The sequence below is a fragment of the Flagellimonas sp. 389 genome (assembly GCF_018449435.1).
In the GTDB taxonomy this organism is placed as follows: Bacteria; Bacteroidota; Bacteroidia; order Flavobacteriales; family Flavobacteriaceae; genus Flagellimonas.
On sequence record NZ_JAHCMU010000006.1, the window covers coordinates 135,394 to 148,879 of the forward strand.

Consider the following 13,486-nt stretch of genomic DNA (forward strand, 5'->3'; position numbering starts at 1 on the left):
TCTAGTGGGCTCGGCAAGAGTAAAAACCCCAAGACTTGAGTCTTGGGGTTTTGTTTGGTTTCAATAAGACATTCTTTGTCTCTAAATGTCAATCCTTTTGAAACAACTCCAGAATATCATTTAATTCGGTCTTGTTGCCATTGATCATTCTAAAATCATCATAATAACTACCTAATATTGAATGGAATTTTTCGGCCTGCTTAGCCTCAGACCAACCTTCTTTGATAGCTTCTAAAACTGCACTATTGTTTACATCTAAGTTTAGGAACAAATTGGTTATGGTTTCTTTTTCCAAATCAGTAAAGCTATTGTTCAATAAAACCGGCCCTAAAGGTATTTCCTCTGAAGTCCACATTAGTTTATGGGAGTTTAAAAGGGTGGAATCCGCATGGGTCTGTTTAAAATATTCGTTGCTCCCAATGGCACAGATATCAGTTTCTCCTTCTATTAATTTTTTAAAAGTTGCTGTGTGGTCTCCACCATATGTTACAGCTTTAAATTGATTTTCAGGAGATGTAATGCCCAATGAGCTTAAAAATAATCTAGGAACCAGATTGCCAGAGGTTGACCCCTCTGCAACAAACATCATGGTCAGTTTATTAGCATTGGCTTTTAATGCATCCAAATCCTCAATGATATCGTTTTTGGCCAACAGGACAGTCTTATAATTGTCAATAGCCTCATCCTTAACCTTTAAAGTTGCAATGGGCTCCATAGTTGTGTTATCCAAAGATAGAAGCAAGTAACCCAATGTATTTATCAATCCAATATCAACCTCATTGGATTTTATCCCGTCAATAAAAGAGGCAACATCTGGGTAACTCTGAATATGGACCGGCCTTTTTAGAACCTTTTCCAGTTCTTTGGAAAGTGGTGTTAGATTGTTTATCCTATTGTTTGTTGAATATGTATACGTTGCAAGTCTTAATGGTTCATCGTTATCTGTACAGCCTACTTGAAAGAAAAGGAACAAGATTGGCAGTAAAACCAAGAGCTTGTTTATAATGATATGATATCTTTTCATTTTAAAAACTATTTTTTAGCGATTCTGTCTGTTCTAACTACTGATTTTGCTTAAAGGTAGCTTAGTTTTTTCTTTTTTCTTCAACTATACTGTCTTCTAGATAATGGACTTAAACTTGCTCTTTAAATTTTAAAGCCTTATACCTAAGATAAAAATGAACGTTTCAACATTCATGGCACTTATAATTAAGGTATTACCTATTGATTACTTTACTGGATAATAAAGCATGTCTCCCTTTATGGTTGTTTAGTACATAATGCATTCTTTTAATTTGATCATTGGTAAAAACATTCATGATTTCGTCTTCACTGAAGTTCATGTAATTTGAAATCATAACCATTTCCCCTTCACATCCTAAGAATGTATTTCTCCCAAAAACTGGACTATCTACTGCCGGAGTATCCAAACAGTAGTCATTTGTACTACAGACACCGTTTCCCCATGGATGCAACAACCCTAAATAATGCCCTATTTCATGTGTAAGCGTTCTTCCCAAATTCGCATGACACGCTATGTCCGACTCACCAAAATGTACCGTATTAATTAAGATTCCTTCCGCATCTCCTTTTTTTGGTATTGCCAACAAATCTGTTCCTGGTAAATCAGTTTTAGGTCCGGAGGATAATCCTAAAACCAGACAGTTTGCTTCGAGTGGCAAGGGAGTGAGCCATATATTGATATATTTATTAGGATTCCAGTAAGCATATTGCGCGTAATGATTTTGATTATATCCCATTTGCTCAACCTCCATTGAGTTCAAGTTTATTCTATTAATTCCATCAATAGAATTACCATCGGGGTCTTTTTGTGCCAAGACAAATTCAATTTTAGAATCACCCCCGTTAGGATGTTCATTATAGCCCCTTGTTCCTATTTTCCTTCTGTAATCGTTGTTAAGTAAGGTAATCTGGTGCATGATCCTTGTACTTGAAAGGTTTCTCCCTTCACCAATAGGTTCACCATTATGGAGTACATGGATTATTACAGGTAAATAGAAAATGTCATCCTCATAAAGCTTTGTTGTACCGTCATCTTTGGTACAAGCAAATAGTAGCATGTTTAAAATACCAATACTTAGAATATATTTTATTTTATTCGGATAATAAGTCATTGTTTAGGTTTTGAAGTAATATCCTTAAAGCGCAGCATTTCCAAGATTCTATTGGAGGCCCCTGAATAAAATCCTGTTTCTTTTTCAAAATACCTAGGGTTTTTAAATGTTCCAAAAATCATATCGATCACAGGTAAATCTGTATAATTATAGCCATGAACTCCTTTTGCATGATGTAATGAGTGACTTTCTGGCCGTTGGACAATATATCCCAACCATCTTGGCGTTTTGATATTTGCGTGTTGAAAAACCCCTAAAAATGTCAACGCCAGTATAATTACGGTAATTGCCTGAGGAGCTAGGCCCATTATCAAAGTAAAACTCACCGATCCTACTAAAGATAATCCAATCATATCGTTAATGCTAAACATAAAAGCACTGGGAACGTCCAAGCGTTCAGCACTGTGGTGCATTTGATGCGATACCCTAAAAAGAAAGTCAGATTTGTGCATACTGATATGCCAACCATATTGGACGAGTTCAAATAATACCACGCCTATTAGTACCTGAATTGGTATACTCATGGTACTCAAGTCAATTAATTGATAAGAAGCCAAAAAACTATCCCACAACAATGGAATATAGGTAGTCAATAGCATGTAGGCCAAAAAGAAAAGCAAGCCTTTTAGTTTCCAAAAACGAATTTTAGGCAATTTTCTGGCAGGAAATAAGGTTTCCCAGATAAACAAACCTCCAAAAATAGCATAGACGATCAAAGAAATAGGGTCTAGTAGAATTTCCCATGGTGTGGGTAGTTGTTGAATTAAATTTTCCATACTCTTAGTTTTTATTTTTTTTGAAACCGCAAACTTACATGCAGTTAAAACCTTAAACTAAAAATTGGACTTGACCTATGTTAGGAATTTAGTTTCTTCCGAATTCTACTTAAGCTCTCCGGATGAATGCCCAAGTATTTCGCAATTTTATTAACCGGAATAGAAGATATATACTGAGGTTGGGTTTTAAACATTTCAGCATATATCTCTTCCGCTGTTTTAGTCAAAAGTGCTTTTTCCCTATTTGATTTGCGAATGTACGCACCCTCCATTATTTTTCTGCCAAACTTGTTTATGCTCAAATCATGTTCATAAGCTTCTATCAAGTCGCTATACTTCACCATTTCCAGTTCGCAATCTATTAAAGCGGTTAATTTCACATCACTTTGAGCTTGTATCAAAAAAGATGTTAAGCTGGCTACCATTTCATTTTCAAAAAAGAAATCAATGATTTTTTCTGTCATATAGCTCTTAATGCTCAACTCTACGATTCCCTTATTTATGAAATAAACCGAGTCTTCTACTTCACCATAATCCGTAATGACAGCACCTTTGCCAAAAATTATCTTTTCAACTGGAAAAGACAACTCATCATAGGTCTTATTTTCCTTTAAAACAGCATTGTAAAAAGCTAGAAAAGTCATTGGGATTTCACATTTTATTTTCCCTATAAATTAATTGAAATAATATAGAAAATCAAAAAATGACCATTTTTAGAATCGACAAACATCCTTTTTAAAATGTATAAAACGGTATAAAGAATCTATAGTTGAACAGTGAATCATTCAAGTAATGTTCATCTTCAGCAACAAAAACGAGGCGTTCATGTTCTTGCAAACGCCATCTTTTAGTTTATAATCAAAATACAGTTCGTTGTTCTCGATTTCGGTTTCGAAAAAGTAGTTTTTAACGTTTTCCAAGCTATTCGCTATTTTACAAAGACTAAGGTCGTGCGTAGCAATAATTCCCGGTACGCCCATACCTACCAATTTTTCGATTAGTTTTTTTGAACCGGCTGCTTTGTCCACACTATTGGTTCCTTTTAAGATTTCATCCAGTATCACCAAATAAGCGTCCTTTTGAAGATGTTCCATAATAAATTGCAATCGTGTCAATTCAGAGAAGAAATACGAGCTGTTATCCGTTAGGGAATCGCTCGTACGCATACTTGTCATCAACTTTATGGGCCTGTAAGAACTAACTTCTGCACATACAGGCAATCCAACGTTGGACATGAGGACAAACAAAGAAACCGACCTTAAAAACGTACTCTTACCAGCCATATTAGCTCCAGTGATAATGAGGAAGTCGCTCCCCTCCAGTAAAAAATCACTGTCCACTCTTTCCTTTTTTGGAATAAGAGGATGTCCCATCGATTTGGCTTTGATCAGCGTAGTATGGGAACTGGCCAAATCTGGATAGGTAAAGCTTGGGTGATTGTAGGCAAAAGTTGCCAATGTGTTGTAAGCATCAAAAAATGCTACGGTTTCAAACCAATGATCCACGACCGCCCGGTTTTCGAGTATCCATTTTTCAATGCGTAAGGAACAGCGTAAATCCCACAAAAAAAGACCATTGCCCAATAAAGCGATAATTAGGTTGTTTCGATTATCCAAAGCATCCAAGGCCGTAGAAAAAGTTTTGAAAATTTGCGAAGCCTTTGTTTTTCCAGATTCAATTTTTGCCTTTTCCGATTGTAACAGCGATGACTTGAATTCCCTATGTTCAATTTCATCCAACAATAGGGCATATTGCTGTATGGTCTCTTTGATGCGGCTGGTCTTGGCACTCAAATCATTGACCCTTTTTACAAAAAACAAGGTAACTGCCAATCCCAACAAAAACCAGTACAAAACAAACTGAACACCAATAAGTTTTAAACTTGAAGTAGCTATAATACCGATTGAAATGATTCCAAAAACGGCGACAATCCATGTAAAGACACTCGGAATAAAAGGTTGATACCCACTAAGCCAACTGGATATCGACTTGCAAGAAGTCTCACTTTCTATGATTCGGGAAATTGCCGTATACTTTTGCCTCCATTCGGTAAACCCAGAAAGTTCTTTTACCGCTTCTTGCCGCTCCTTAATGCTATCAATATCATTAGCGGTCAACAGGCCGACCAAGTATTGTGTCCCTTCCTTTAGTCCCGTTCTGTTCAGGTATTGAAATAGCGACCCTCTTCCGAACAAATCAATATCAGAACTAAAAAAATGGGTAGGTTCATTGAATACTTCACCGTCATACCTATCCAAATATGTCCCGTTCCCTATTGCTATCTCTTCCTCATTGATTGTTTTTAATGCTTTGTTCAATGTTTGTTCCGCTTTGTGCGCTACATACTTCTTCAATAAAAAAAGAAACAATGAAACACCTATAATAGCTATTGTAGAGGCCAATATAGCTTGATTAAAAAAAAGATAGACCAAGAAAATAGTTGTCACAAAAACCAACAATCTGAGCATGCTAATGAGGTACAATGACTTTTTATTCTTTTGAAGCTGAGCTTCAAACATACGCTTACGTTCCTTATAAAAAGAGATGGGGTCTTCCATAAAAATTTGCTAAATAATAGCGTTAGGGTTACAAACCAAACTTATGATTATTTCGGTGCGCTAAGATAAAATCTAAATTCCAACCTTTTCCCATTTAGTTTTGATATTCATATTTATATGGATTAGACCTAAATTTACAGTATGAAGAACACAATTTCTGAAAGGGTCTCCGATTTTTTGAAGCACTATCCACCTTTTAATATTCTGGAACAGGAACAACTTGAAAAGCTATCTTGTGAAGTAACTATCATTTATAAAACTAATAATAGCGTCATTTTTACCGAAGAAGAAATTCCGCACGATTGTTTCTATATCGTACATAAAGGAGCTGTGGCGCTTGCCAAAAAAGGTTCTAAAGCTATTATGGATATTTGTGATGAGGGCGATATTTTTGGCCTACGGCCATTAATGGCAAACGAGAATTACAAGTTGGAAGCCAAGGCCCATGAAGAAAGTATCCTCTATGCCATTCCTATAAAAGAATTTAAACCATTGGCTCTGGAAAATACACAAGTAGGTAATTTTTTGATAGAGAGCTTTGCCTCCAATACGCGTAATCCATACTCCAATAAACATAGAGGCCAATTGTATGGTATTACCGATACCACAGAAAGCAATACGGAAGGTACATTATTGGACGTACAACCCGTTCGGTATTCCACTAACTTGGTCACCTGTTCGGAGAACACCACTATAACAGATTTGGCAAATACCATGACCACCAATAACGTAGGATGCATCTTGGTGGTAAAGGATGAACTTGCTATTGGAATAATTACGGACAAGGATCTAAGAAATAAAGTTTTTACATGTCAAGTTCCCACAACTGCCACTGCAAAGGAAGTTATGACCGCTCCCGTAATAACCTATCCAAAAAATCTGACCATCGCTCAAGCCCAAATGGCAATGATGAAAAGTAATATCAGTCATTTGTGTCTTACCGAAGATGGAACGCCAGATACACCTGCTATAGGCATCCTGTCCAAACACGATGTTATGCTTGCGGTTGGAAACAATCCCGCCGTATTGATGCGAGCCATTAAAAGAGCTAGAAGTATAAAAACATTGCGAACTATCCGTCGTGGTGTAACTAATTTGCTACGCGGTTACTTGGACCAGAACATTCCGCTACGATTGGTTTCTAAAATTGTATCGGAACTAAACGATGCAACCATCAAACAAGTAATCAAAATTGTAATCAAAGAGATGGAGCAAAAACCTCCTGTCAAGTTTGCTTGGTTGACCATGGGAAGTCAGGGAAGAGCAGAACAACTGCTGAATACGGACCAGGACAATGCCATTTTATTTGAAAATGTCCCTGCTGCAAAATTAAAAGAGACCAATGCATTCTTTTTGGAGTTGGGAAGCCGAGTGACCAAAGAACTGAATACAATAGGTTACGAGTATTGTCCTGCCGAAATGATGGCTTCAAACCAGTTATGGTGCCACAGTCTTGACGAATGGAAAAAGGTTACATCCTTTTGGATAGAAAATCCAGGACCAGATGAAGTACTCTTATCCTCTATATTTTTTGATTACACCGTGACGTATGGTGATAAAACGCTGGTTGATACGCTTTCTTCCCATATTTTTGAGCGTATTGAAAAGCATCCTTTGTTTTTGGTACATCTGGCGAGTGGCGCGCTGCAAAACCCCTCTCCCACGGGTTTCTTCCGAAGCTTTTTGGTGGAACAAGATGGTGAGCATAAAGACTTTTTCGATTTAAAACTACGTGCATTAATGCCCATGATAGACGCTGCACGGGTCCTTATCCTCTCGCACGCCATAAAATCAATAAACAACACGGCAGAACGTTACGAGAAGTTGGCAGAGCTGGAGCCTCAAAACAAAGAATTGTATCTATCCTGTTCTTATGCAAGTAAGGCACTATTGAAATTTAGAACCATACAGGGTTTGTTGCACAATGATTCAGGCAGGTTTATTGCTTTGGATAAATTGAACAAGGAAGAAAAAATAAAACTAAAACGGACTTTTAAAACCATTAAGGAAATACAGGAACTCTTGCAGGTACGCTTTCAAGTAAAAACGATTTTGGGATGATGCGCTTCTTTAAAAAGAAAAAACCTATCGACCTTCCTAATTTTTGGAAAGATTATGCAACTCTTTTTGAAAAGCCTTTTCCTTCTGATTTAAAGGATGTGCGATATGTTGTGCTGGATACCGAAACAACGGGTTTCAATTACGAGCAGGATCGTATGCTATGTATAGGTGCGCTGAAACTGTTTCATAAAAACATTGCGGTGAAAGAAAGTTTTGAGGTCTATCTCTCCCAAAATCATTACGATGTAGAAAGCGCGGAAATTCACGGAATCCTGAAAAAGGAAAACGTAGAATACATTACTGAACTTGAAGCATTGCAACGGTTTTTAATCTATGTTAAAAATGATGTCATCGTGGGACACCATGTGATGTTCGATGTCAACATGATCAATGCTGCATTGGAACGACACGAACTTCCCAAGTTGAAAAACCAAACATTGGATACAGGATTGCTTTACCGAAGAACGCTGCTCAACACTACGGTACTCCAAAAAAAAGAACACTATTCCTTGGATGATTTGGCCGAGAAATTCAGCATCTCCAAAAAAGACAGACATACTGCTTTAGGAGATGCATTGATTACAGCCATAGCCTTGCTTCATATTATCGATAAGCTTAAACCAGAAGACCTCAAGGATCTTATTAAAAAACAACGACCTTTAAAATATGGCTTCTAAGCGCTATAAACTCTCCTTCATAATGGCATCCACTACTTCAGGGTTTAGTAATGTCGAAGTATCGCCTAGATTACTGGTTTCCTTAGAGGCAATTTTCCTTAGAATACGACGCATAATCTTTCCACTTCGAGTTTTTGGGAGCCCTATAACAAATTGAATCTTATCCAATTTGGCAATTGGTCCAATATGTTCCGTAATAACCTGATTTATTTCCTTTTTAAGATTGTCACGATCACGGGATTCCCCTGTTTCCTTTAAGGTCACGTAGCCATATAGTGCATTTCCTTTGATATCATGGGGAAAGCCTACTATTGCTGACTCCGCAACGGCAGGATGCTCATTAATGGCATCTTCAATAGGTGCCGTACCCAAATTATGTCCAGAAACAATGATCACATCATCTACCCTACCCGTAATCCTATAATAGCCCACCTCATCGCGGAGCGCACCATCTCCTGTAAAATACATTCCCTTAAAAGCACTAAAATAGGTATCCTTATAGCGTTGATGATCTCCCCATATCGTCCTGGCGATAGAGGGCCAAGGAAACCTAATACAAAGCCTTCCGTCAACCTGGTTCCCCTTAATTTCTTTTCCGTTCTCATCCATTAAAACAGGCTGCACACCAGGCATGGGCAATGTCGCATAGGTGGGTTTGGTTGGGGTTGCAAACGGTATTGGTGAAATTAATACCCCACCTGTTTCGGTTTGCCACCAAGTGTCTACAATAGGACACTTTTTTTCACCGACCTGTTCATTATACCAATGCCATGCTTCCTCATTAATGGGTTCGCCAACAGTACCCAATACTTTTAAACTAGAGAGATCATGCTCCGTTATAAAGTCAAGGTTTTCCTTTGCTAAGGCCCTGATTGCCGTTGGCGCGGTATAAAAATGGGTGATTTTATGCTTTTGGACCACATCCCAAAACCGACCAAAATCCGGATAAGAGGGTACTCCTTCGAACATAACGGTAGTGGCTCCATTGGCCAAAGGACCATAAACGATGTAAGAGTGGCCTGTAATCCAACCAATATCGGCAGTACACCAGTAGATATCGTCTTCACGGTATTGGAATACATTTTTAAACGTGTAGGCCGTGTAGACCATATAGCCTCCAGTGGTATGCACCATACCTTTAGGTTTGCCCGTTGAACCTGAGGTGTACAGGATAAATAATGGGTCCTCCGCATCCATAATATCAGCTGTGTAATCGGCATACGCTTTATCCAATAAAGGTTGCAACCATTTGTCCCTACCTTTTGTCATATTGATGTTGGATTTTATCCGTTTGGCTACCAAAACCGTTTCAACATCAGGACATTTTTCCAAAGCTTCATCTACAATTCCCTTTAAGTCGATGGTTTTTGCACCACGGTACGAACCATCTGATGTGATGACCATTTTTGCACCACAATCATTGATTCGAGTTCCCAACGCAGTAGAGGAAAAACCAGCAAAAACTACAGAGTGGATTGCGCCAACACGTGCACAGGCCAGAAGCGAAATTGCCAATTCCGGAATCATGGGCAAATAAATAACTATCCTATCCCCTTTTTCAATACCGTTGTCCTTTAGTACATTGGCAAACCTGCACACTTTTTCGTGAAGTTGTTTATATGTAATGTGCTGTGCTTCTTCTTTTGGGTCATTGGGTTCAAACAGGATTGCTGTTTTGTCTCCCCTAACCGGTAAATGGCGGTCAAGGCAATTCTCCGTTATGTTCAGTTTTGCACCTTTGAACCAATTGATTTCTGGTTTGGAAAAATCCCATTCCAAGACGCTGTCCCATCTTTTGCGCCATACAAAGTGCTCTTCGGCAACCTCTTCCCAAAAACTCTCTGGATTTCTGACGGATTTACGATAGACTTGATAGTATTCCTCAAAATGTTTTATGTGATAATTACTCATGATCTTTTCGTTTAAGTTATATTTATTTCAGTGTCTGTTTATTTAGTTATGCTATCAATTGCTCTACATCCTTGACTATTTTTTTAATGGAAAAAGGTTTGGTCATATAACCGTCCGCTCCCAACTTCATTCCCTTTTCTACGTCTGCCAGTTTACTTTTGGCAGATAAAAAGATAATCTTGGTTTCTTTTAATTCTTTGTTTTCCTTTATTTTTTGAAGTGTTTCATAGCCATCCATTTGCGGCATCATAATATCCAGTAAAATAATGTGGGGCGTCTGTTTATGTGCTATTTCTAATGCCTCTTTTCCATCTCTGGCAATGAACACCTCAAAATCCTTTTTCTTGAAGGCATACTCCAGGGACATTACAATATTGGGTTCATCATCTACGATCAGTATTTTTTTCACGCTCACTTTAATTTAGGAATAGTAAAAACCATGCGGGCTCCATCTGTATATGTAGCGTCCGCCCATATACTCCCTTTGTGGCTTTCTATAATTTTTTTACAGATCGCCAATCCAAATCCACTGCCCTGGGGTTTTTTTGTATTCTGGTTTTTTGATTGATAAAATTTTTCAAAAATATAATTGTGCTCTTCTTTTGGAATGCCTTTTCCATTATCCGCTACGGCAACTTCAATGGTTTCGTCATTTTCTTCCAATTGAATTTTGATGATGCCCTTGTTTTCCTCTGTAAACTTTAAGGAATTGGATAAAAGATTCGTGAAAACCTGAAGGATTCTGTCCTCATCATAAAGACCGGTCAAAAGAATATCGTTTTCAAACAGCACTTTTACACCCCTTTTATTTGCTATCTGTGAAATACCGTTAATAGCTTTTTGAATGGTGCTGTTGATTTCATGACTTTTTACATCCAATTCTGCACGATCACTGGACAATTTTTCAAGGTCAAGAATATTGTGTATCAAAACGGCTAAACGATCCGTATCCTTGCTTATATTTTTCAAAAAGCGTTTTCGAAGTTCTGGGGGCATTTCTTCATCTTCCAAAACTTCGGAAGCGGCTTTTATTGAGGTAATGGGTGTTTTAAGTTCATGGGCCACGGTATCCAGAAAATCATCCTTTTGTTTATCTTGATTCCGCAGTTCTTGATTTACTATTTTCAACTGATTTGCCATGTTGGATAACTCGGCCGACTTTTCAACCAACAGTTTATTATTCGCCTTGGTCTCTTTTGTATCCTCCAATATGTTCAATACCTCAACAAGACTAATGGGCTTTTCCTTGGAAACCGATGATAATAGAATCTTAGCGGAGGCACTGCCAATACTCCCTGTCAAAAGTTTTTCAGAAAAGTTGATAAGTCTGGCATCTGCTTTTTCTTCGGTTTCGGATATGTTGTACTTCCGATTAAAAATATAGAATGCCCTATTGGTTCGTTGCTCACCCAAAAAGCGATATAACAGTTCTTTAATGTCCGTGACATAAGCTTCTCCCTTCCAAACAAAGGCACCTTCTTGTAAATTTTCGTAGTTTTCGTTGTGAACAAAAATTTCCGCATAATTGCGTTCCCTGTAATTCCCTTTCGATAACACCGAAATTGAAACAAACCCGAGCAGATTAAAACTCAAACTCCATAAAAACGCATTGCTCTCGGGTGTCAAATAATCTATTCCGAACAATTGCGACGGCCTTAACCATTTTGCTCCAAAAAGCCCTTGTGTTTCAAATGTGTTGTCCTGATTTATTGCATCTACAACTATTGGCGAAATCAATGTGTATACTACCACAAGGAGACCGATTACAATACCTGTCTTAGCAGCTTTTGCGGTACCTCGACGCCAAAATAACCCAAAAAAGAAGGATGGTGCCAATTGAGATATAACTACAAAAGAAATCAATCCAATGGAATACAAAGACAACTGTGTAGAAAACTCAACATAAAAAAAATAAGCAGAAATAATAAGCGTAAAAACAGCTATCCTACGAATGTTTTTGATGTTTTTTGAGTTGTCTTCAAGATTTCCCTCGACCATTTTCTTTAGAAATCCATACGGAATTATGACATTGTTACTAACCATGGTTGAAAGTGCCAATGTGGACACTACAATCATAGAGATTACCGCAGAAAATCCACCTATAAATACCAGTCCCGATAAAAAGACGTTGCCCTCTTGCAAGGGTAATAGCAACGTATAATAATCTGGATTTACGTTTTCTGATAGCTTTATATTTCCAGCCCAAGCAATAAAAATCACAAAAACATTGAACAGCAATAAGTATAGCGGAAACAACCAGATAGCTTTCTTTAAGTGACGTTCCGTTTCATTTTCGACCACCGCAACATGAAATTGACGTGGCAATAGGAATATGGCAAAAAAGGAGAGACAAATCGTGAACAACCAATTAAAACCATTTTCCAATCCACCAAATGATGACAACTGCTTAAAATTCTCGGTTTGTAATGCTTGTTCGTAAACATCTCCCGTACCATTGAACAGATAGAACGTTACGTAGATGCCTATTACCAAGAAGAATACAAGTTTTAAAATAGATTCAAGGGCAACGGTGGCTATAATACCTTTCTTGCGTTGCGATGCATCTGTTGAAAGTGTCCCAAAAAAGGCTACAAAAATTGCTATCAACAATGCAATGTAAAATGTGGAATCATCTAAAATACCCGTTGTGCTATAGCTGTGATCACCAGTAATGATTTCAAAGGTTTCCGATACTGCTTTTAATTGTAATGAGATATAGGGTATCGTTGCAAGGAGACAGGTTGCGGTGACCAAAGCTCCTAGAAGTCGATTGTTCCCATATCTCATCGATATAAAGTCGGCAATACTCGAAATCTTTTGCTGCTTGGAGATACGAATGATCTTCCGCATGATGACAATCCATAAAGGTAATGCTATTACAGGGCCAAGATAGATGGTAAGAAAACTTATCCCCGACTTTGAAGCAATGCCCACACTACCGTAGTAGGTCCAAGCGGTACAGTATACTGCTAAGGAAAGCACGTAAATGTAGGGATTGTTGACCCATTTGCTTTTCCGGTTTTTTTCTGCGTAGAATGCTATGAAAAACAAAAAAGCCAAGTAACAAACGATAATCAATATGAGCAAATAGTTACTCATAGTACTTTTTCAGGATTAAAAATGAAACTATAATCGCGACGAACCAGCTTAGAAAAATAAAGACATAAAATATGGGAAAGCCGAACAATTGTGCATCACCATCAAAAATGGTTACAAAAGGAACATTCCATAAAAAGAATAGCAGTACGGCGAGTACCACTAATTTTTGCTGATGTCTTTTCTTCATTTTCATTTTCAAGAGGTGCTTTTGTTGAAATTACAAAAAAAACGGTGCGGCAGTCGTTCACCAGCACCGCTTTTTTAACAAT

At 37.8% G+C, this 13,486-nt stretch carries 10 protein-coding genes and 1 pseudogene; 2 read left to right on the top strand and 9 right to left on the bottom strand.

The window, feature by feature from the left end; all coding sequences use genetic code 11:
- Positions 1 to 88: 88 nt before the first annotated feature.
- The 5 genes from KIM67_RS07050 to KIM67_RS07070 form a co-directional block, all read right to left on the bottom strand.
- Complete coding sequence (locus KIM67_RS07050) at positions 89 to 1,024, bottom strand: phosphate/phosphite/phosphonate ABC transporter substrate-binding protein (RefSeq protein ID WP_213830638.1); 936 nt, start codon at positions 1,022 to 1,024, stop codon at positions 89 to 91.
- Between the two features lie 193 nt (positions 1,025 to 1,217).
- A complete protein-coding gene (locus KIM67_RS07055; protein ID WP_213830639.1) occupies positions 1,218 to 2,081 on the bottom strand; it encodes a M43 family zinc metalloprotease in 864 nt (287 codons plus the stop codon).
- A 50-nt stretch (positions 2,082 to 2,131) separates the two neighbouring features.
- Positions 2,132 to 2,911: a sterol desaturase family protein gene (locus KIM67_RS07060; RefSeq protein ID WP_213830640.1), complete on the bottom strand. Its 780-nt coding sequence runs from the start codon at positions 2,909 to 2,911 to the stop codon at positions 2,132 to 2,134.
- Between the two features lie 80 nt (positions 2,912 to 2,991).
- Positions 2,992 to 3,555 carry a Crp/Fnr family transcriptional regulator gene (locus tag KIM67_RS07065; RefSeq protein WP_213830641.1) on the bottom strand — a complete coding sequence of 188 codons (564 nt, stop codon included), beginning with the start codon at positions 3,553 to 3,555 and terminating at the stop codon, positions 2,992 to 2,994.
- A 141-nt stretch (positions 3,556 to 3,696) separates the two neighbouring features.
- The gene (locus tag KIM67_RS07070; protein ID WP_213830642.1) at positions 3,697 to 5,469 is read right to left on the bottom strand and encodes a DNA mismatch repair protein MutS; all 1,773 of its coding nucleotides are present in this window, start codon (positions 5,467 to 5,469) and stop codon (positions 3,697 to 3,699) included.
- A 141-nt stretch (positions 5,470 to 5,610) separates the two neighbouring features.
- Between KIM67_RS07070 and KIM67_RS07075 the strand changes: the two genes are divergently transcribed.
- Together KIM67_RS07075 and KIM67_RS07080 are read left to right on the top strand one after the other, a co-directional pair.
- On the top strand, positions 5,611 to 7,530 hold the full coding sequence (locus tag KIM67_RS07075) for a DUF294 nucleotidyltransferase-like domain-containing protein (RefSeq protein WP_213830643.1): 1,920 nt from the start codon (positions 5,611 to 5,613) through the stop codon (positions 7,528 to 7,530).
- Positions 7,527 to 8,207, top strand: a complete 681-nt coding sequence (locus KIM67_RS07080; protein ID WP_213830644.1) for a PolC-type DNA polymerase III — start codon at positions 7,527 to 7,529, stop codon at positions 8,205 to 8,207. Before KIM67_RS07075 ends, KIM67_RS07080 begins: the two co-directional genes overlap by 4 nt.
- Positions 8,208 to 8,210: 3 nt before the next feature.
- On the opposite strand, the pseudogene acs reads toward KIM67_RS07080, so the two are convergent.
- The 4 genes and pseudogenes from acs to KIM67_RS07100 form a co-directional block, all read right to left on the bottom strand.
- Positions 8,211 to 10,130, bottom strand: a pseudogene (acs, locus tag KIM67_RS07085) (acetate--CoA ligase); the annotation flags it as partial.
- A gap of 34 nt (positions 10,131 to 10,164) precedes the next feature.
- Positions 10,165 to 10,527: a response regulator gene (locus KIM67_RS07090; RefSeq protein WP_213830646.1), complete on the bottom strand. Its 363-nt coding sequence runs from the start codon at positions 10,525 to 10,527 to the stop codon at positions 10,165 to 10,167.
- A gap of 2 nt (positions 10,528 to 10,529) precedes the next feature.
- Complete coding sequence (locus KIM67_RS07095; RefSeq protein WP_213830647.1) at positions 10,530 to 13,217, bottom strand: sensor histidine kinase; 2,688 nt, start codon at positions 13,215 to 13,217, stop codon at positions 10,530 to 10,532.
- Positions 13,210 to 13,404 (bottom strand): hypothetical protein, encoded by a 195-nt coding sequence (locus KIM67_RS07100; protein ID WP_163419119.1) that lies wholly within the window; start codon positions 13,402 to 13,404, stop codon positions 13,210 to 13,212. The genes KIM67_RS07095 and KIM67_RS07100 overlap by 8 nt, the downstream gene beginning before the upstream one ends.
- Between the last annotated feature and the right edge of the window lie 82 nt (positions 13,405 to 13,486).

Coding starts and splice junctions, on each gene's coding strand:
- KIM67_RS07050 (WP_213830638.1), bottom strand. CDS start 1,024: ATGAAAAGATATCATATCATTATAAACAAGCTCTTGGTTTTACTGCCA.
- KIM67_RS07055 (WP_213830639.1), bottom strand. CDS start 2,081: ATGCTACTATTTGCTTGTACCAAAGATGACGGTACAACAAAGCTTTAT.
- KIM67_RS07060 (WP_213830640.1), bottom strand. CDS start 2,911: ATGGAAAATTTAATTCAACAACTACCCACACCATGGGAAATTCTACTA.
- KIM67_RS07065 (WP_213830641.1), bottom strand. CDS start 3,555: ATGACTTTTCTAGCTTTTTACAATGCTGTTTTAAAGGAAAATAAGACC.
- KIM67_RS07070 (WP_213830642.1), bottom strand. CDS start 5,469: ATGGAAGACCCCATCTCTTTTTATAAGGAACGTAAGCGTATGTTTGAA.
- KIM67_RS07075 (WP_213830643.1), top strand. CDS start 5,611: ATGAAGAACACAATTTCTGAAAGGGTCTCCGATTTTTTGAAGCACTAT.
- KIM67_RS07080 (WP_213830644.1), top strand. CDS start 7,527: ATGATGCGCTTCTTTAAAAAGAAAAAACCTATCGACCTTCCTAATTTT.
- KIM67_RS07095 (WP_213830647.1), bottom strand. CDS start 13,217: ATGAGTAACTATTTGCTCATATTGATTATCGTTTGTTACTTGGCTTTT.
- KIM67_RS07100 (WP_163419119.1), bottom strand. CDS start 13,404: ATGAAGAAAAGACATCAGCAAAAATTAGTGGTACTCGCCGTACTGCTA.